The 18893-nt window shown below is 64.1% G+C and carries 14 protein-coding genes; 3 read left to right on the top strand and 11 right to left on the bottom strand.

Annotation, left to right across the window (positions count from 1 at the left end):
- The 8 genes from ABIB90_RS03810 to ABIB90_RS03775 form a co-directional block, all read right to left on the bottom strand.
- The gene (locus ABIB90_RS03810; RefSeq protein ID WP_354200239.1) at positions 1–3111 is read right to left on the bottom strand and encodes a bifunctional diguanylate cyclase/phosphodiesterase; all 3111 of its coding nucleotides are present in this window, start codon (positions 3109–3111) and stop codon (positions 1–3) included.
- 136 nt (positions 3112–3247) lie between these two features.
- On the bottom strand, positions 3248–4333 hold the full coding sequence (locus ABIB90_RS03805) for a branched-chain amino acid ABC transporter permease (protein WP_354200238.1): 1086 nt from the start codon (positions 4331–4333) through the stop codon (positions 3248–3250).
- Positions 4330–5340 (bottom strand): branched-chain amino acid ABC transporter permease, encoded by a 1011-nt coding sequence (locus ABIB90_RS03800; RefSeq protein WP_354200237.1) that lies wholly within the window; start codon positions 5338–5340, stop codon positions 4330–4332. Before ABIB90_RS03800 ends, ABIB90_RS03805 begins: the two co-directional genes overlap by 4 nt.
- A complete protein-coding gene (locus ABIB90_RS03795; protein ID WP_354200236.1) occupies positions 5337–6059 on the bottom strand; it encodes an ABC transporter ATP-binding protein in 723 nt (240 codons plus the stop codon). Before ABIB90_RS03795 ends, ABIB90_RS03800 begins: the two co-directional genes overlap by 4 nt.
- Complete coding sequence (locus ABIB90_RS03790; RefSeq protein ID WP_354200235.1) at positions 6056–6832, bottom strand: ABC transporter ATP-binding protein; 777 nt, start codon at positions 6830–6832, stop codon at positions 6056–6058. Before ABIB90_RS03790 ends, ABIB90_RS03795 begins: the two co-directional genes overlap by 4 nt.
- 89 nt (positions 6833–6921) lie before the next feature.
- Positions 6922–8088: a substrate-binding domain-containing protein gene (locus ABIB90_RS03785; RefSeq protein ID WP_246648586.1), complete on the bottom strand. Its 1167-nt coding sequence runs from the start codon at positions 8086–8088 to the stop codon at positions 6922–6924.
- A 237-nt stretch (positions 8089–8325) separates the two neighbouring features.
- On the bottom strand, positions 8326–10062 hold the full coding sequence (locus ABIB90_RS03780; protein WP_035993821.1) for a putative bifunctional diguanylate cyclase/phosphodiesterase: 1737 nt from the start codon (positions 10060–10062) through the stop codon (positions 8326–8328).
- A gap of 208 nt (positions 10063–10270) precedes the next feature.
- The gene (locus tag ABIB90_RS03775; RefSeq protein WP_007598200.1) at positions 10271–11236 is read right to left on the bottom strand and encodes a sensor histidine kinase; all 966 of its coding nucleotides are present in this window, start codon (positions 11234–11236) and stop codon (positions 10271–10273) included.
- Between the two features lie 195 nt (positions 11237–11431).
- On the opposite strand from ABIB90_RS03775, the gene ABIB90_RS03770 reads away from it, so the two are divergent.
- Positions 11432–12274: an SDR family NAD(P)-dependent oxidoreductase gene (locus ABIB90_RS03770; RefSeq protein WP_354166223.1), complete on the top strand. Its 843-nt coding sequence runs from the start codon at positions 11432–11434 to the stop codon at positions 12272–12274.
- 100 nt (positions 12275–12374) lie between these two features.
- Here ABIB90_RS03770 and ABIB90_RS03765 read toward each other — a convergent pair whose 3' ends face one another.
- Both ABIB90_RS03765 and ABIB90_RS03760 read right to left on the bottom strand, forming a co-directional pair.
- On the bottom strand, positions 12375–13751 hold the full coding sequence (locus ABIB90_RS03765; protein ID WP_354200234.1) for a cytochrome P450: 1377 nt from the start codon (positions 13749–13751) through the stop codon (positions 12375–12377).
- A 64-nt stretch (positions 13752–13815) separates the two neighbouring features.
- Positions 13816–15051, bottom strand: a complete 1236-nt coding sequence (locus ABIB90_RS03760; protein ID WP_354200233.1) for an LLM class flavin-dependent oxidoreductase — start codon at positions 15049–15051, stop codon at positions 13816–13818.
- A gap of 235 nt (positions 15052–15286) precedes the next feature.
- On the opposite strand from ABIB90_RS03760, the gene ABIB90_RS03755 reads away from it, so the two are divergent.
- Positions 15287–16699, top strand: a complete 1413-nt coding sequence (locus ABIB90_RS03755; protein ID WP_354200232.1) for an MFS transporter — start codon at positions 15287–15289, stop codon at positions 16697–16699.
- Between the two features lie 141 nt (positions 16700–16840).
- Positions 16841–18007 carry an extracellular catalytic domain type 1 short-chain-length polyhydroxyalkanoate depolymerase gene (locus ABIB90_RS03750; RefSeq protein ID WP_354200231.1) on the top strand — a complete coding sequence of 389 codons (1167 nt, stop codon included), beginning with the start codon at positions 16841–16843 and terminating at the stop codon, positions 18005–18007.
- A 171-nt stretch (positions 18008–18178) separates the two neighbouring features.
- On the opposite strand, the gene ABIB90_RS03745 is transcribed toward ABIB90_RS03750, so the two are convergent.
- A complete protein-coding gene (locus ABIB90_RS03745) occupies positions 18179–18859 on the bottom strand; it encodes an MBL fold metallo-hydrolase (RefSeq protein WP_007598186.1) in 681 nt (226 codons plus the stop codon).
- Positions 18860–18893: the final 34 nt, after the last annotated feature.

Below are 18893 nucleotides of genomic sequence, written 5' to 3'. Positions count from 1 at the left end.
TCAGGCCACCGCCGCCACCGGCAAGGCATGGTTTGGGCCGAACAGCTTTCGCACTTCGCTGGCCGGCTTCGGTCTGCTGAAGAGATAGCCCTGCATCTCCGTGCAGCCGAGCGCGCGCAGCATCTCGCGCTGCGCCTCGGTTTCGACGCCCTCCGCGACCGTGGTCATGTTGCTGGCGGCGGCGATGTTCACCACCGCCTGCACGATCACGGGCGCGCCGCTCGTCTCGGCGATATCAGCGACGAAGCAGCGGTCGATCTTGATCTTGTCGAACGGGAAGCGCTTGAGATAGCTGAGCGAGGAGTAGCCGGTGCCGAAATCGTCGAGCGCGATGCGCACCCCGATGGCGCGGAGCTGGTGCAGGATCGAGAGCGCCGCCTCGTCGTCGCGGATCAGCACGGCCTCGGTGATCTCGAGCTCGAGCCGGCACGGGGCAAGTCCGGAATCCGCGAGCGCGCCGGCGATCCGCAGTGCCAGCGTCTCGCATTTGAGCTGCACCGGCGAGACGTTGACCGCGACACGCACATGCGCCGGCCAGGTCGCGGCCTCGTTGCAGGCCATGCGCAGCACCCAGTCGCCGAGCTCGTTGATCAAGCCGGTGTCCTCGGCAATCGGGATGAACTCCGCCGGCGACACCATGCCGCGCTCGGGATGCCGCCAGCGCAGCAGCGCCTCGCATCCCGAGACTTCGTTGGTGCGCAGGTCGACCAGCGGCTGATAGTGGATCTCGAAACCGCCGTTCACCAGGGCTTGGCGCAGATCCTGCTCCAGGCTCAGGCGCGCCTTGGCGCTCGCATCCATCTCCGGCTCGAAGAAACGGTGAGTGCGGCGTCCTTCGGCCTTGGCGCCGTACATCGCGAGATCAGCATTCTTGATGAGCTGGTCGAGATCGGTGCCGTCCTGCGGTGCCATGGCGATGCCGATGCTGGCGTCGGTGGAGAGCTGATGGCCGAAGCAATGATAGGGCCGGCGGATCGCCTCGAAGATCCGCGTCACGAATGACACCACGTCGGCGGATGATTTGATCCCGGTCTGGACCACCGCGAATTCGTCGCCGCCGAGCCGCGCGATCAGGTCGCCCGGTCCGAGGCAGCTGCGGATGCGGGCCGCGATTCCCTTCAACAGCTCGTCGCCGACGTGATGACCGAGCGAATCGTTGATGCCCTTGAACTCGTCGACGTCGATATAGAGCAGCGCAAACTGGCTGCCGCCGCCGACCTTCTCCAGTTCGCGCTCGATCTGCTCGCGGAACAGCGCCCGGTTGGGCAGGTCGGTCAGCGCATCGTAATGCGCCATATGCGCGATCTTCTCGTCGGCGCGCCGCCGTTCGGTGACATCTTCGACGACGTTGATGAGGTAACGCGGCTCGCCGGATTCGTCGCGGATTCCGATCCGGGTCGAGGTGATGTAGCGCATCCCCTTGGCCTGGCTCTGCCAGGCATGCTCGTCCTTGAACAATCTCTCGCCCGACTTCAGCGCCTTGCTGTCATCGTCGGTGACGACTCGGGCGGAGGCATCCGGGTATATGTCGAAGGGAGTCTTGCCAACGATGTTTTCACTCGATTGGCCGAATTGCTCTTCGGCGGTCCGGTTGACCAGCAGATATTGCCGCGTTTGAGCATCCTTCACGGTGATCTGCGACGGGATGTGGTCGATGATCTCGCGCAGGAACATGTAGTTGCGGTCGCGTTCCTGCTCCAGCTTGCGCCGCTCGGTGATGTCTTCGATCGTGGCCACCCATCCGCCCTGCGCGAGCGGAGTGTTGATGACCTGGAAAGCTCGGCCACTCGGCAAGTGATGGCTTCTCGTGGAGACCGTGCCCTCCGCGACGATCCTCATGACGTCGGCGCAAAATGCCTCGACATCGCCTTCGAACGCGCCGCGCTCCTTGCGATGATACATCGCCTCGCGGATGTGACAGCCGGGCTTGATGACATCGTGAGAGAGGCCGAACATATCGGCGTAGCGGCGGTTGCAGGTGACGATGTATCCGGCGGCATCGTACAGGATCAACCCTTGCGACATGTTGTTCAAGGCGGTGTCGAGCCGCCCGCGCTCCGCTTCCAGCCGTTGCTGCGCCTCACGGTTCTGCCGGTTGATCTGGCGAACGATCAGGAACAGGATCAGCGCAATCACGGTGGCCGAAAGCGCAGCGGTGGTGACCATGAAACCGGTCTGCTGCCGCCAGTCGGCCAGCGCGGCTCTCGTGGTGTTGGTCGCGACGATGACCAGCGGGAAGTGCGACAGCGAGGCCCCGGAGCCGAGGCGCTCGTCGCCGTCGATCGGGCCCCTGACGCGCAGGGTGTGCCGGCCACCTTCGGCCAGCATCTTGCGCATCAGCGGTGCGTCCTTGAAGTCCCTGCCGATCAGCTCTTCGACATGCGGGTAGCGCGACAGCATCTTGCCATTGCGGTCGAACAGCGAGATCGCCGTGCCCTCCGCAAGCGCAACGGACGCGAAATAGTTCTGGTAGCTGTCCGGATCGATCCGGCGGACCATCGTGCCGAGGAAGCTGCCGTCCGCGCCGCTCAGCCGACGCGCGACAATCGTGGTCCATTTTCCGATGATGAAGCTGCGGACCGACTCCAGCGCCACCGGTTCGGCCATCGGATTCGATTTGAAGGTCTGAAAATAGGCCCGTGAGGAGATGTTGATCTTGGGCAGCGGCTGGGGCCGCGACCAGTTGATCAGTTCGCCGTCGGCATCGTAGATCGCGATGTCGCCGAGGTAGGACACCGGGCCGATCTTGCTCCGCAGCATCTGGTTCGTCGCGGGTCCGGACATGCGCTCGCGGAACATCGCGGCCGAACTGATCTCCGGCAGATTCATCTGCCCGATCACATCGGCGGCGACGATGTCGGAATCTTCAAATTGCTGATCGAAGTGCCGCGCGATCAGCTGCACCGTATTTTCCAGCTCGCGCTCGCGGTTGGTCAGGGTACGTTCGCGAAATTCGCCGACGGCCATGGCGGTCACCGCGAAGATCCCCGCGACCAGCAACACGCCGCACAAAGTGAGCCACAGCACCGGTCCGCGCCGAATGGCTGCCTCCCAGCCGTGCTTCGCGGCTAGGAACATTCCGGCTGCAATTCCTGCAAAGACCTGGCGCATTCCCCCTCCCTGGAGGGACAGGAATACAGCACACAAATGGCGTAAAGCTTAGGAAAGCCAGTTACCTGAGCGTTAATCTCGTTGCGTGATCGCAGTCGTGTCCAGCGAGCCGCCGCGCTGCATCATGAATCGCGCGTTAATGCGAGCTGCCCGCGCTCTTGTCGCTGCCGAGATTACGCAGCCGCCCGACCACGCCCGTCGGAAAGAAGTAGACGCTGGCGATGAAGAGCAGCCCGAGCCACAGCAGCCATCGGTCGGGATGCAACAGTCCGGGCAGCAGCGGCAGGCCGGCTTCCGACGCCGCCTTGGAGGCGACGCCCATCAGCGACTGCAGATAGTTCTGGGCGAGGATGAAGATGGTGGCGCCGATGATCGCGCCGTAGATTGTGCCCATGCCGCCGATCACGACCATCAGCAGGATGTCCAGCATGATCGAGAAGCTGAGCGAGGTATCGGGGCCGGCATAGCGCAGCCACAGTGCATTGAGAATGCCGGCGCCGGCGGCGACCAGTGCGGCGATGCAGTTGGCGTAGCTCAGGTGGAAGACGGTGCGGAAGCCGAGCGCCTCGGCGCGGAAGCGGTTCTCGCGGATCGCCTGCAGCACGCGCCCGAACGGCGAGTTCACCACCCGCAGCAGAGCGAGGATCATCAGGGCCGAGACGGCGAACACCAGATAGTACGTCAGGATGCGGCCGTTGAACTCGAATCCGAGCACGTTCTTGGAGATCAGCACCGTGCCGGGCCTGAGCAGCTCGGGCAGCTGAAAGCTGCGTCCGTCCTCGCCGCCGGTCAGCCAGGACAGCTGCGAGGCCAGCACCTGGAAGGCGGATGCGACCGCGAGCGTGATCATGGCAAAGAAGATCGCAGCCACCCGCAGCGAGAACAGCCCGATCGCAAGCGCAAGCAGCGCGGCAAGCGGCAGGCCGACCACGATGCCGGTTGCAACCGCACCCCAATTCGGGCCCATCCCGTACAGCGCGATCGCGATCGCGTAGCTGCCGATCCCGTAGAACATGGTGTGTGCGAACGACACCGAGCCGGTATAGCCGAGCAGCAGATCGTAGGAGGCGACCAGCGCGGCGAAGACGCAGATCTTGGCCGCGACGTTCAGCGCCTTCGCCCCGGGGAACAGGAACGGCGTCGTCACCAGCGCCAGGATGATGAGGACGAGAACGAGCGTGAGCACGCGGTTGCGCGGCGGGTCGCCTGACAGGATCATCATCGGCTGGTCACCGCATAGAGGCCGCGCGGCCGCCACATCAGAATGGCGACCATCAGCAGGATGTTGGAGACGAGGGCGAGCTTTGGCACCAGGAAGCCGCCGTAATTGGCAATCATCGCCACCAGGATCGCGCCGATGAAGCAGCCGCCGATCGAGCCGAGGCCGCCGATGATGACGACGATGAAGATCAAGACGGTGAGGTCGTCGCTCATGGAGGCGTGGACCTGCTCGCGATACAGTGCCCACATCACGCCGCCGAGGCCGGCCAGCGCTGATCCCGTCATGAACACGCCGAGGAACAGGCGGCGAATGCGATAGCCGAGCGCCTCGACCATCTCGCGGTTCTCGACGCCGGCGCGGATCAGAAGCCCGAGCTTGGTTCGGTTGAGCACGAGCTGAATCGCGATGAAGACGGCAAGGCCGATCAGCGTCGCCAGCACGCGGTATTTCGCGATCGCGACGTCGCCGAGGATGAAGGAGCCGCGCAGCGACGTCGGCAGCGGCGTCGGGATGATCTGCGGTCCCCACACTGCATAGAGCGTCTGCTCGGCGACGATCAAACCGCCCGTCGTCATCAGGATCTGCTTCAGATGCTGGCCGTAGACGGGCAGGATCAGCACCCGCTCGACAATCAGGCCGAGCGCGCCGGAGACCGCCATCGACAGCAATGCCGCCGGCGCCAGCACTGCGAGGTTCATCCACAGCGAATCCACCTGGAGCGAGGTCGCGAACGGCGCCAGCACCAGGGTCGCGACATAGGCCCCGACCGCGATGAAGGCGCCATGGCCGAAATTGAGCACGTCCATCAGGCCGAACACGAGCGTGAGGCCGGAGGCCATGATGAAGATCATCATGCCCATCGCGAGGCTCGCGGCCGTCAGCGTCAGCCAGGTGCTGGGCGAGCCGATCAGCGGGATCATCACGAGGGCGACGGCGATCGGCAGCAGGATCGGCGCGATGTCGCGCTTTGGCTTCGGCAGCGGATCATTTGCGGCGAGCTCGGTCATTGATGAGTCTCCAGGCTCAGGCCGAGCAGCCGCTCCTGCAGCGGCACGTCGGAGGCCAAGGCTGCCATCTCGCCGCGATGAACGATGGTGCCGTTGTCCATCACCAGCACGTCGTCGCCGAGCTCGCGGGCCGCAAAGAAATTCTGCTCGACCATCAGGATGGTAGCGCCCTTGCGCTTGATCTCCTTCAGACACTCGATCAGCGCCATCACGATCGCGGGCGCCAGCCCCTTGGTCGGCTCGTCGATCAGCAGGAGCTTGCGCGGTTCGATGATGGCGCGGGCAATCGACAACATCTGCTTCTGTCCGCCCGAGAGACTTCCCGCGCGCGACAGCCAGAACCGGCGCAGCGTGGGGAAGAAGCCGAAGATCCAGTCGAGCTGGGTGTCGTCGAGCGGCCCGTCGCGCGCCGCCAGCACCAGATTTTCCTTCACCGTGAGATCCGAAAACACCGCCATGCTCTCCGGCACGTAGCCGACGCCGAGCCGCGCGATGTCGGGCGTCGCGCGGCTCTCGATGCGCTCGCCGGCGAGTCTGATCTCGCCGGAGGAGGCCTGCCAGAGGCCCATGATGGTGCGCAACGTCGTGGTCTTGCCGGCGCCGTTGCGGCCGAGCAGCATCGTTGTCTGCCCCTGCGCGACAGCGAGATCGATGCCCTGGAGGATGTGATAGCGGCCGATATGAGTGTGCACACCGGAGAGCTTCAACAGATCGGTCATGCTGCGCTCCCTCTAACTTTATTGGGCGCGACGCCGAGATAGGCTTCCTGCACGATCGGTGATGCGATCACCTCGGCCGGAGGGCCGTCCGCAACAAGCTGCCCGTTATGCAGCACGATGATGCGGTCGGCGAGCGATCGCACCACGTCCATCTTGTGCTCGACGAGGAGGATGATCCTGCTCTTGTCCTGCTTGAGCTGCGCGATCAGGTTCAGCACGACCGGCACCTCGTCGATGCTCATGCCTGCGGTCGGCTCGTCGAACATGAACACCTTTGGTTCGAGCGCCATCATCAGCGCGACCTCGAGCTTGCGTTGGTCGCCATGCGACAGTGCGGTGGCGGCGACGCCGCGGCGGCCGCCGAGCGCGACCTGATCCAGGATCGTATCGGCGCGCGCAATCAGATCACGGCGGACCATCCAGGGTCGCAGCATGTCGTAGTGAGTGCCGTCAGCGGCCTGCACGGCGAGGCGGACGTTTTCCTCCACCGATAGATTCGGAAAGAGATTGGTGAGCTGGAAGGCGCGCCCCAGGCCTGCGCGCGTCCGCATCGGCGCGGAATGCTGGGTGATGTCGGTGCCGTCGAACAGGATGCTGCCGCTCGATGCGCGGAGCTGACCGGAGATCAGGTTGAAATAAGTGGTCTTGCCGGCGCCGTTCGGGCCGACGATGGCGGTGAGCTCGCCCGGCCGGAAGCTGCAGGTGACGTTGTTGACCGCGACATGGCCGCCGAAGCGGATGGTGAGGTCGCGGGTTTCGAGGGAGAGCGTCATCGAAACTTTCGATCGGGTTTGGTTGGAAGTGTATCCGCGATCACGCTGCGCCCCCTCCCCCGCAAGCGGGGGAGGTGAAGGAAGAAAGATCAGCGCTTGTTCTTGATCGGAACGTCCATGTCCTCGATCTTCAGCTCGCGCACCGGCTCGAGCACGGCCCAGGCGACATTCGGATCGACCCTGACCTTGAAGTGATACATGCTCTGGAGCGCCTGATGGTCTTCCTTGCGGAACATCATCTTGCCCTTCGGCGTGTCGAACTCCAGGCCTTCCATGGCCGTGATCAGCTTCTCGGTGTCGGTCGACTTCGCCTTGGTGACGGCGGCCACGACAGACATCGCGGCGGCGAAACCGCCCGCGGTGAAGAAGTCCGGCGGCGCGTTGAAGCGCTTCTGGTGTTCGGCGACCAGCCAGTCGTTCACCGGGTTCTTCGGGATCGAATAGAAGTAATAGGTGGCACCTTCCATGCCGGGCAGACCCTTATAGGCGGCGAGCGCCGGCAGGATGTTGCCGCCGGTGGACAGCTCGATGCCGTAGCGCTTCGGATCCATGTCCTGGAGTTTCGCCAGCGGATTGCCGGCGCCGGCCCAGATCACCCAGATCACCTTGCGGCCCGGCTTGTCCTTTAGCGCGTCGAACAGGCGCTGGCCGACCGCGGTGAAGTCGGTGGTCGAGGTCGGGGCATATTCTTCGGCGGCGAGCGTCGCGCCGGTCTTGCCGAGCGCCTCCTTGAAGGCGGCGACGCCGTCGCGGCCGAAGGCGTAGTCCTGCGCCAGCGTCGCGACGGTGACGCCCTGCTTGCCGATCGCGACCGCGTTCGAGATCGCGTCCTGCGACGAGTTACGCGCGGTGCGGAAGATGTAGCGATTCCACTTCTCGCCGGTAATCTGGTCCGCGACCGCGGGCTCGACGATCAGGATCTTCTTGTTCTCCTCGGCGACCGGCAGGATCGCGAGTGCGGCGGCCGACGAGGTCGTGCCGATCGCGATGTCGGCCTTGTCGTCCTGATAGGCTTCCGCGAGCGCGGCCTTGGAGAGATCGGGCTTGCCCTGGTCGTCCTTGGTGATGATGACGATCTTGCGCCCGTCGAGCGTCATGGTGCCCTTGGTGGCGTATTCAAACCCCATCTGCAGGCCGGTCTCGGTCTGCTTGGCATAGGCCTCGAGCGGACCGGTCTTGCCATAGATCAGCGCGACCTTGAGATCGTCGGCCTGTGCGGAGGTGCCCGCGGCGAGGGCGAGGATGGTGGTTGCCATGACGAGTGATCGACGCACGGTGGTCCCTCCTGATGAAATGCTTTGGTCATAGCGATTTGCACAACCGTGCGGACATTGCAATTCCACCTTCCGGCGGACCACGCGACGGGCATGTGTGACATTGTCCCGGCCCGGCCGCGCCGGATCGCTTCCGCCGAGGAAATCGGCAGATGCAATTGTTGACCTCACCCCCGGAACGGGCTGCTCAGGCTTTGCAAAGTAACCAAAGGCGCGGGGTTACCGCCGGTATCCGTTCGCCCGGGAATAGCCCTGCCGGTTCTGTTGCGTCGAGCGGTTTGTGACACTGGCGCGTGCTTCGCTGGAGATCGGCGTTGCGAGCTTCAGCTCCTCCAGGAAGATCGGCCGGGAGAAATAATAGCCCTGCGCGTAGCGGATCTTGGTCGCAGCCTGCAGGTAGGCGAGCTCCTCGTAGGATTCGATGCCTTCGGCGATCACGGTCATGCCGAGCGCTTCGCTCAGGGATTCGATCGCGCGCAGGATTCCCTGGTTGCGTGGGCGCTTATGGATATCGGTAATGAAGGAGCGGTCGATCTTGATCTCGTCCGCGGTGATGTCGGCCAGCGCCGACAGTGAGGAATAGCCGGTGCCGAAATCGTCGATCGAGATGGCGACGCCGAGCTTGCGGAACATCGGCAGGATCTCGGCCTGGAAATGATTCTTGGCGACGAAGGCGTCTTCCGTAACCTCGATCATGAAGCGCTGCGGAAAGCTGGTGTCGTCGAGCGCCTGGGCAAAGCTGCGCATGAATTCGGGGTTGCCGGCCTGCTTGGCCGCGACGTTGATGCTGATGGTCGCTTCCGCACCGAACGTCTCGTTGATCAGGTCGATTGACTTGACGATCTCGGCGAGCACGAGATGGGTCAGCTCGTCGATCAGCCCGAGTTCGGTGGCAAGATTGATGAACGAGCCCGGCGCCTGGATCACGCCCTCGTCGTCGCGCAGCCGAACCAGGGCCTCGATGCCCTTCACCTCCTGCGTGCGGATGTCGACCTTGGACTGGAAGGCGCAGCAGAAGCGCTTCTCCAGGATGGCCTGCCGCAGCGACTGCTCGATTTTCATCCGCGCCAGCGCCTCGCGCTCCATGCTGGAGTCGAAGAAGGCCGCCGATCCCTTGCCGTCGTTCTTGATGCGGTACATCGCGATGTCGGCGTTCTGGCGCAGTGTCTCGAAGCTGCTTCCGTGATCGGGGTACAGGCTGATGCCGACGGAGGTTGAGGCGAACACTTCCGAATTGTCGATGAAGAACGGCGCCGTCAGCCGCTCCAGCGTCGATTGCATGAATTCGGCGACTTCCTCCTGATTCTTGATCGGCGACAGCAGCAGCAGAAATTCGTCGCCGGAGATGCGCGACAGCATGTCCGAATCGCGCAGGCCGCGTCCAAGCCGCTTTGACAGTTCGACCAGCAGGGCATCGCCCACGGTGTGACCGTAATAGTCGTTGATGTGCTTGAAATTGTCGACGTCGAGAAAGGCGAGCGCAAAGCGCTCGCCGGCGCGACCCTGCGCGAGCAGGCTGGTGGCGCGATGTTCGATCACCCGCCGCGAGGGCAGGCCGGTCAGCTCGTCGAAATAGGCCGAGCGGAACAGCTGGTCCTCGAAATTCTTCTGCTCGGTGATGTCGGAGGAGGCCGAGATCAGCAGCTCACGTCCGTCAAGGCGGATCGGACGATGGGTGGTCAGCAGCACCTGGCGTGCGGCTCCGTCGTGGAGCGCTTCCTCGGCGACCACCGCCTGACCGGAGCTCAGGGCCTGCCGGCAGGCTTTCTGGCGCGGCGCGAGATCGCGCGAGGGGCGGCTGCCGTCCATGCCGAGCTGGGCGGCCGCGACATCGTTGACCAGGAGAAGTTCGCCTTGCGCGTCCTGCACGGTCAGGCCGGCAGGCAGCATTCTAACGATTTCCTTGAGGAATCCGAGTTCGGCTTCGCTCGCGCCGGAATATTTGTTGTCGTTCATAGAAGTCATGAATCTTGTTGTTTCAGCGCGCCTTTGCAATGGGCGCGATCTTGCGCGGTTCCCTCTTAAGTTTGGTTAAGGGGCCCGGAGAATTACGGTGGTGTTTTGCGTCGATGCGACGCGCGCAGCCCATCGTCATTAACGGGGCGTCAACGCGTCCGGCGAAACCGCGAACGACGCACGCGAACGGATTTCGTTTGCGCCGTGTCTAACCGTCTTTGGGGATACGGCATTGCATGGTGCAATGAAGTCCGGTCCTGAGATAGGAGACCTCCGTCTTGCCGTCGAAGGCCGACAGCGCCGACTTCAACAGCTTGGTGCCGAAACCCGGCTCGGAGATCTTGTCGACACTCGGGCCCTCGGTTTCATCCCAGGTCACGGTCAGACGGTCGTCGCTGACGGTCCATGACACCTGCAACAACCCGCGCGGCGCGGAGAACGCGCCATATTTCCCCGCGTTGGTGGCGAGCTCGTGAAACATCAGGGACAGCGTGACCGCAAGCTTCGGCGGCAGGAACAGCCGGTCGCCGTTGAGCGTGAAGCGGACATGGCCGTAAGGGCCGAGCTCGGAGATCAGCAGGTCGCGGATGTCGCAGCCGGCCTTGTCGATCCGCGAAATCAAATCGTCGGTCGCTGCAAGCGACCGCAGCCGCGGATCGATCCGGGCCCAGATTTGCGGCTGATCGTGCAGCACCTGATGCAGCACGGCATGCACTGTCGACAGCTTGTTCTTCAGCCGGTGCTGGAGTTCGTCGACCAGCAGCTTGCGGTAGTCTTCTTCCTCGATCAGGCGCCTGGAAATCCGGCGCTGCTCGACGAGTAGCGAGCGATAGTGCTCGACGCCCCAGATGGTGAGCGCGCAGACCGCCCAATAGAGTGCCAGCAGGGCGAATCGCGCGTTATCGGCAAGCGCATCGCCAAAGTTCACGACGACGCCGAGCACACCGCCGACCAGCGCCGTGATGATGCCGATGCGGAAGCCGCCGAACGCGGCCGCAAAGAACACGGCCGGGAAATACGGCGTGAAATAGACGTCGGGCCGCACATGGGCGAGAGCCCAGCGCGCCAGCGTCGCAACCAGCAGGCAGGCGACCGCAAACGCAAGGCTGAGGCCGAGCGATGGCGGTGCCACGCCCTGCCAGCCCTTGCGGAATTCGTCGATCAGCTTCGCCATGCGCAGTCCGGTCGCGATATGCGTTCGACAATCGAGCGGTCGCCAGGAATGTTACGCATGTCGCCGGCCCCAAGCAAAGCTTGCCTTGTCGGAAGCCGGCAGGAATAGTGCCTGCTGCGGCGCCGACCGTCGCGGCGCCGTCGTCGATCGGTGTCCGCCATTTGGCGTCAAGGGGTTCGAAAACAGGGACATTCCATGGGCAGGCTGGATGGCAAGGTCGCGGTGATCACGGGCGCGACGAGCGGGATCGGGTTGCGGACTGCAGAAGTCTTCGTTGCCGAAGGTGCCAAAATTGTGATCGCGGGGCGGCGTGTACCGGAAGGCGAGGCGCTGGCGAAGCAGCTCGGGTCGAATTGCGTCTTCCGCCAGACGGATGTGACGGCGGAAGCGCAGATGCAGGCGTTGATCGCGCTCGCGATCGAAAAATTCGGCCGCATCGACTGCCTGTTCAACAATGCCGGCGGCCCGGCGCAGACTGGCGGCATCGAAGGCCTCGAGGTCGAGCGCTTCGATGCGGCGATGGCGACCCTGCTGCGCAGCGTCATGCTCGGCATGAAACACGCCGCACCCCACATGAAGAAGCAGGGATTTGGCAGCATCATCAACAATGGCAGCATCGCCGGCCGTCTCGCCGGCTTCTCGTCCTCGATGGTCTATGGTGCGGCCAAGGCGGCGGTGATCCATCTCACCAAATGCGTGGCGATGGAGCTCGGCGAATCCAATGTCCGCGTCAACTCGATCTCGCCCGGCGCCATCGCGACCGGCATTTTCGGCAAGGCGCTCGGGCTTTCGACCGATGCGGCGGAGAAGACGCCGGCGGTGATGCGCGAGATCTACAAGACCGCGCAGCCAATCCCGCGCGCCGGGCTTCCCGATGACATCGCCCATGCAGCGGTGTTCCTGGCCAGCGACGAATCCAGCTTCATCAACGGCCATGACCTCGTCATCGACGGCGCGATGACCGGCGGCCGCAACTGGAGCCAGCAGCAGCAGGGCTACGTGGCCCTGCGCAAGGCGTTCGATCAGGGGGCCGGATAGTTTTCGTCATTGCGAGGAGCGAAGCGACGAAGCAATGCAGGCTGCTTCCGCGGACGCAGTCTGGATTGCTTCGCTTCGCTCGCAATGACGACTGCAATGCTCACACCGCCTTCACCCGCACCCGCAATCCGTCGCGCGGCTTCGGGATCGGCCACATCTGCCAGTCCGGCTTGTAGCCAGGCTCCAGCGATACCTCGATGTTCTGCAAGAAGTGCCGCGCGAAGCATTTGGCCTGCATGTAGGCGAAGTGCAGGCCGAGGCACATATGCGCGCCGCCGCCGAACGGCACCCAGGCGAAGCGGTGGCGGTTGCGCTGGGCCTCCTCGGTGAAACGCAGCGGATCGAAGCGGTCCGGCTCCGGCCAGATGTCCTTCATGTGGTGCGTGTAGAGCGGATTGACGCCGATCGCGGTGCCGGCGGGAATCGAAAAACCCTTGAAGGTGAAATCGCGCATGGCGCGGCGCGGCATCGAGGGCACCGGCGGCTTGATCCGCAGCGCTTCCTTGAACGCCATCTCTGACAGCGGCATCTTTTCGAGATCGTCGAAACTGCTCGGCGCGTCAGGGGCGAGCCCCAGTGCCATGACTTCCGCGCGAAGCTTGTCCTGCCAGCCGGGATTTGCCGCGAGCTCGCCGATGAACGACGTCAGCGACGAGGTCAGCGTGTCGTGCGCCGCCATCATCAGAAAGCTCATGTGGTCGATGATGTCCTGTTCCGAGAGCAGGGCGCCGTCCTCGTGGGTTGCGCGGCAGAGCTGCGAGAACAGGTCATCGCCGCCGTGATTGCCGCGTCGCAGCGGAATCTGCTCGCGGAAATAAGCGACGATGCGCTTGCGCCCCCTGACGCCGGCCGCCATCTGCGTGCCGGGCAGCGGTCGGCGGATCGGGGCGACGGCCGCGGCGACCATATCGATGAAGGCGCGGTTGATCTCGTCGACCTCCGGCCCGATATCGGCGCCGAGAAAGGATGCGGCGGCGAGATCAAGCGTGAGCTGCTTCATCGCCGGATAAAGCTGCATCTCGCCGGGTTTCGCCTTCCACTGCGTGACGCGGGCGGCGATGCCGCGGTCGAGATCGCTCAGATACGACTTCATCGGGCCGGACTTGAACGCGACCGACAGCGCCTTGCGATGCAGCCGGTGCTCCTCGAAATCCAGCAGCATCAATCCGCGCGGGAACAACAGGCCGAGCACCTTGTTCCAGCCATGGGTCGAGGAGAACAGCTTTTGCTGGTCGAACAGCACGAGCTCGTTGGCCTCGGGGCCGAGCAGCACGACATTGGTCTCGCCGAAGAAATGCGTGCGATAGACCAGGCCGTATTTGGCGCCGTTCGACTCGATGTGCCCCTTGGGGTCGGCGAGGACCTGAAAGGTCTTGCCGATGATCGGCCAGCCTTCGTCGCCGGGGATATGTGTCAGCTCGTTGCGCTTGGGCGGAGTGAAGCCGAGCGCAGGGGCGGCCACATTCTGCATCGACATGACGATTGCTCCGGTTGGCTGGACCCGGCCAACATAGCACAATTCGGTGACGATGATTCCGCGCTTACCGCTTCGCCGCTTCCTTCTGCAAATCCGGGGCATTGACGGCCGGAATCGCAACGCGGCCCGCGCCGGTCACCTTCAAAGCCTCGGCGGCCTTCTCGTTTTCCATGATCTTGGCCATCACGGCCTGTCCCGCACGCTCGAAGATCGCGCGGTTCTCGATCACGAATTTTTGCGACTTGCGCAAGCCGTCGATGTAGCCGTTGATCTCGGGCACGACATAGCGCGCGACAAGGTCCCAGCTCCGGCGCGTGTTCTCCGGGTTGGCCCAGTCGTGCACGAAGCCGATGACGGCGCCGACGCCGCTGGAGACCTGCATCACGTTCTTGATCATCTTGACGAGATCGTCGGGCGTGCCGATGACGGAGGCCGCGCCATCGACGAACGCGGTCTTGTCCACGGCCTCGTCGGGTGAGGCGAACGCCGTCAGACCCGGCCGCTGCAGCGTGCCGACATTATATTCGTTGTGCCAGCGCATCAGCCCGGCGCCGGCCTCGCGACGCGCCTGCTCGCGGGTCTCGGCGATGTGCCAGGTCAGCAGCACGCGCCAGTTCGCACGATCGACCTTGGTGCCGTGCTTTTTCGCCGCGTCCTCGGCGAACTGCCATTGCTGCTGCAGCGACATCAGCCCCTGCGTCGTCATCGAACCCAGCGAGATGATGCCGATGCCATATTTGCCGGCGAGCGTCATGCCGGAGGGCGAGATCTGCGAGGCCACCACAAACGGCATCTCTTCCTGCAGCGGCAGGAGCTGCAGCGCGGCGTCGTTCATGGTGAACCAGTCGCTCTTCGCGGTGACGCGCTCGCCATTGAAGAGGCGGCGGATCACGCCGATCGCCTCGTCCTGGCGGTCGCGCTGCGTCATCGGATCGATGCCGAGCGTATGCGCGTCGGAGGCGAGCGCGCCGGGGCCGGAGCCGAAGATGGCGCGGCCGCCGGTCATGTGGTCGAGCTGCACCATGCGCTGCGCGACGTTGTAGGGATGGTGGTAGGGCAGCGACACCACGCCGGTGCCGAGTTTGATCCGCTTGGTGCGCTCGCCGGCCGCAGCCAGGAACATCTCCGGCGAGGCGATCATCTCCCAGCCGGAGGAATGATGCTCGCCGCACCAGAACTCGTCATAGCCGAGTGCATCGAGCTGCTCGACCAGATCGAGATCGCGCCGGAACTGGAGCATCGGATGCTCCCCGATCGGATGATGCGGGGCAAGGAAGGCTCCGAACTTCAGGCGCGCCATGGCGTTCTCTCCAGCTTACATTTTTTGTTTGTTTGTGGCGCGAAGCTACGTGCTGGAGGCAGCGAACGCAATCGCGCGATGTCCCGCACGGCGGAATGCAGCCATGCATGTGTCGTCTCCCTCTCGCGGGCACGCGGAGAGAGGCGGAGCGCGCGAGGATCCTACCTTCGAGGTAATCGCGGCGCCGCATTGGGCCTGCGATGATCGGCAAGGACATCCGAAGGGTCGCGCGCCGATGCACCAAACCGTCACAAAGCAGGTCGATACGTCCCGTCGCTGGTGGGTGCTGGCGATCGTCGTGGCCGCCCAGTTCATGTTCGGCGTCGATGCCTTCGTGGTCAACGTCGCCATTCCGACCATCGCGGTCGAGTTGAAGGCGTCGCCGGCGCAGATCGAATCCGTCATCGCGATCTACCTGATCGCCTATGCCACGCTGGTCGTCACCGGCGGCCGGCTTGGCGACATTCACGGCACCAGGAACGTGTTCCTGGCTGGCCTGCTCGGCTTCACCCTGACGTCGCTGTGGTGCGGACTAGCGCGATCCGGTGCGGAGTTGATCGTGGCGCGGTTGACGCAGGGTGCCTCCGCCGCGCTGATGGTGCCGCAGGTGCTGGCAACGCTGCATCTCCTGTTCACCGATGAACAGCGCAGCCGCGCCTTCGCCATCTACGGCATCGTGCTGGGGCTCGCGGGTGCCGCGGGCTTTCTGCTCGGCGGTCTCCTGGTCACGATTGATCTCGCCGGCACCGGCTGGCGCTCGGTGTTCTTCGTCAATGTGCCGTGCGGTCTCGTCATCGCGGTGGCGGCTTGGCGCATCATGCCCTCAGTGCCGCACCGCGCCGGCACGCGGCTGGATATCACGGGCAGCATCGTCCTGTTTGCCGGATTGCTGTGCATGATCGGTCCGCTGCTGCTCGGTCACGATGTCGGCTGGGCACCGTGGTTGTGGCTGGTGATGGCGATCGGCGCCGTGATCCTCCTGGCGTTCCCGAAACTGGAGCATGCGGTGGCACGCGCCGGCGGCATGCCGCTGATTGATCTCTCCCTGCTGGCGGACGCCGCTTTCCTGCGCGGTCTCGGCGCCGCGTTCTTTTTCTTCTTCGCCAATCTCTCGTTCTATCTGGTCATGACGCTGTTCATGCAGCGAGGGCTGAAAATCCCGCCGCTCGCGGCCGGCATAGCCTTCATTCCGCTCGCGCTCGCTTTCGTCGTGGCCTCGCGCCATAGCGGCGCACGGGCGCGCCATCGCGGCACCAGGGTCTTGATCGAAGGTTGCGCGCTTCAGATCGCGGGCCTCGCGGCGCTTGCGCTTGTCGCGTTCTCTGTCGATGCGCCGTCCGCGCTCCTGCTCGCGCTCACCATGATCGTGTTCGGCTACGGTCAGGGGCTGGTGATGGCGCCGCTCTCCGGCGCGGTGCTCTCGACGGTGAAGCCCGTGGCCGCAGGTTCTGCCTCCGGCATTTACGGCACCACGGCGCAGATTGGAAATGCGGCCGGAGTGGCCGCAATCGGCGCGGTGTTCTTCGCCGTCGAAGCCGTGCAATCAGCGCGCGCAGGATTTCTCGTCTCGCTCGCGCTGTTTGTGACGTTAATCATGATCTGCGCCGCATTCCTGGCGTGGATGCGCCGTGTATCTGCACGAAGTTGAGGCATTGCGGTTAATACGTGCGGATTTCTGCAGGTTTTCCTGCGATTTACTCGTCATTGACAGCACACGGTCTTTTTATTTTGCGCTGCAGCAACTATTTGGTTTGGGTGGACGTTGGGACGTCGCCTGCCAGGAGCTGCCGTGTCGTTAACCAGAAATGTCGACCTCTTGAGACGTCTGCCAAAGCTGGACGGATTGCGCTTCGCCGAGTTTGGCCGGAGCGCCGATGCCTCGAGTCCGTTGCAAGAGGTTACGGGCTTCGGTGACAATCCCGGCAATCTGCGCCTGTTCGCGTTCGTGCCGCCGCAACTGCAGAAGCCGCGCGCGCTCGTCGTCGTGCTGCACGGCTGCGGCCAGACGGCGGCAAGCTACGATCTCGGTGCCGGATGGTCGACGCTCGCCGAGCACTACGGCTTCGCGCTGTTGATGCCCGAGCAGCAGCGCGTCAACAACAGCAACACCTGCTTCAACTGGTTCAATCCGGAAGACACGGCACGGGACAGCGGCGAGGCGTGCTCGATTCGCGAGATGATCGCGCACATGATCGAAACGCATCGCGTCGATCCCAAGCGCATCTTCATCACGGGCCTGTCGGCCGGCGGCGGCATGACATCGGTGATGCTCGCGACCTACCCTGAAGTCTTCGCGGCCGGGGCGGTCATCGCGGGACTTCCCTACGGCATTGCGACGAATCTGCGCGAGGCGCTCGACGGCATGTTTCATTCCCCGGAGCGGCCGGCGCGCGAACTTGGCGATCTGGTGCGGCGGGCCTCGAATCATCGCGGGCCCTGGCCCAGGATCTCGGTGTGGCACGGCAGCGCCGATCGCACCGTCAATCCCGGCAATGCCAACGAGATCGTCAAGCAATGGCTCGACCTGCACGATCTGCCTGACGCGCCGATGGCAGAAACCAACATCGACGGCTATCCGCGCCAGGCCTGGTGGAACAAGGACGGCGAGACTCTCGTCGAATCCTACGCCATCACCGACATGGCCCACGGCACGCCGCTCGGCCTTGCCGACAACGACCAGCGCTATGGCGTGGAAGGCGCGTTCCTGATCGAGGCCGGCATCTCCTCGTCCTATCACATCGCCAAATTCTTCGGCCTCACCGGCTGGATTCCCGACGCGGCGAAGAAGGCCGAACCAAAGCCGACGCCGGCCCGCTCGCCCGCGCCGCATCTGGCACGCTCGATCCGCGCCGCGGTCGCCGAAGAGACGGCCGAGTCGAAGCGCGAGGAGGCCCGCGGCTTCGATCTCGGCCAGATCATCACGCGCGCGCTCACGGCCGCGGGATTGATGAAGTAACTCAGGCCGTCGCGCCGATAAGGCAAGAGTTTTGTGCCCGTCGTCGCTGCGATCCGCGAATGGGGCGACCGCAACCTGAACCAGCCCGCGGCGTTCGCAGACGCCGCGGAATAGAGCATGATCCGGAAAAGTGTGAAGCGGTTTTCCGAACAGATCATGCTCAAACAAAAGCTACATCTCGCCGGTGATGAACGGATTGGTCATCCGCTCCTGGCCGATGCTCGAGCCGGCGCCGTGGCCGCAGATGAAGCCGACATCGTCGCCAAGCGGCAGCAGCTTGGTCTTGATCGAGTCGATCAGGGTCGCGTGACTGCCGCCGGGCAGATCGGTGCGACCGACCGAGCCCGCGAACAGGACGTCGCCGACATGGGCGAAGCGCAGATCCTTGTTGAAGAACACCACGCTGCCGGGCGAGTGGCCGGGGCAATGATAGATCTCGAACTGGAGATCGCCGATCGCCACGCTGTCGCCTTCGTCGAGCCAGCGGTCCGGTTCGAAATTGCGCACCCCCGTCATGCCGAACCGCGCGCCGCTCTCGACCACGTTGTCGAGCAGGAATTTGTCCGCGACATGCGGGCCCTCGATCGGCACCTTCAGCGCGTCGCGCAGTTCAGCCGCGCCGCCGACATGGTCGATATGGCCGTGAGTCAGCCAGATCTTCTCCACGGTGACGCCGGTCTGTTTGATGGCGTCGAGGATCTTCGGCACGTCGCCGCCGGGATCGATCACCACGGCCTTCTTGGAAGGCTCGTCCCAGATGATAGTGCAATTCTGCTCGAACAGCGTCACGGGGACGATGATCGCGCCCGCTTTCGCGCCTGCCTCGGCTTGTGTCTCGTTTTGCTCTGTCATGGTGTCACAATGCCGATTTTTGCCATGCCGCCAA

The organism is Bradyrhizobium sp. JR4.1 (assembly GCF_040548605.1).
Taxonomy (GTDB): Bacteria; Pseudomonadota; Alphaproteobacteria; order Rhizobiales; family Xanthobacteraceae; genus Bradyrhizobium; species Bradyrhizobium canariense.
The sequence above is the reverse complement of the archived record's forward strand: the minus strand, read 5'-3'. Positions and strand labels throughout refer to the sequence as shown.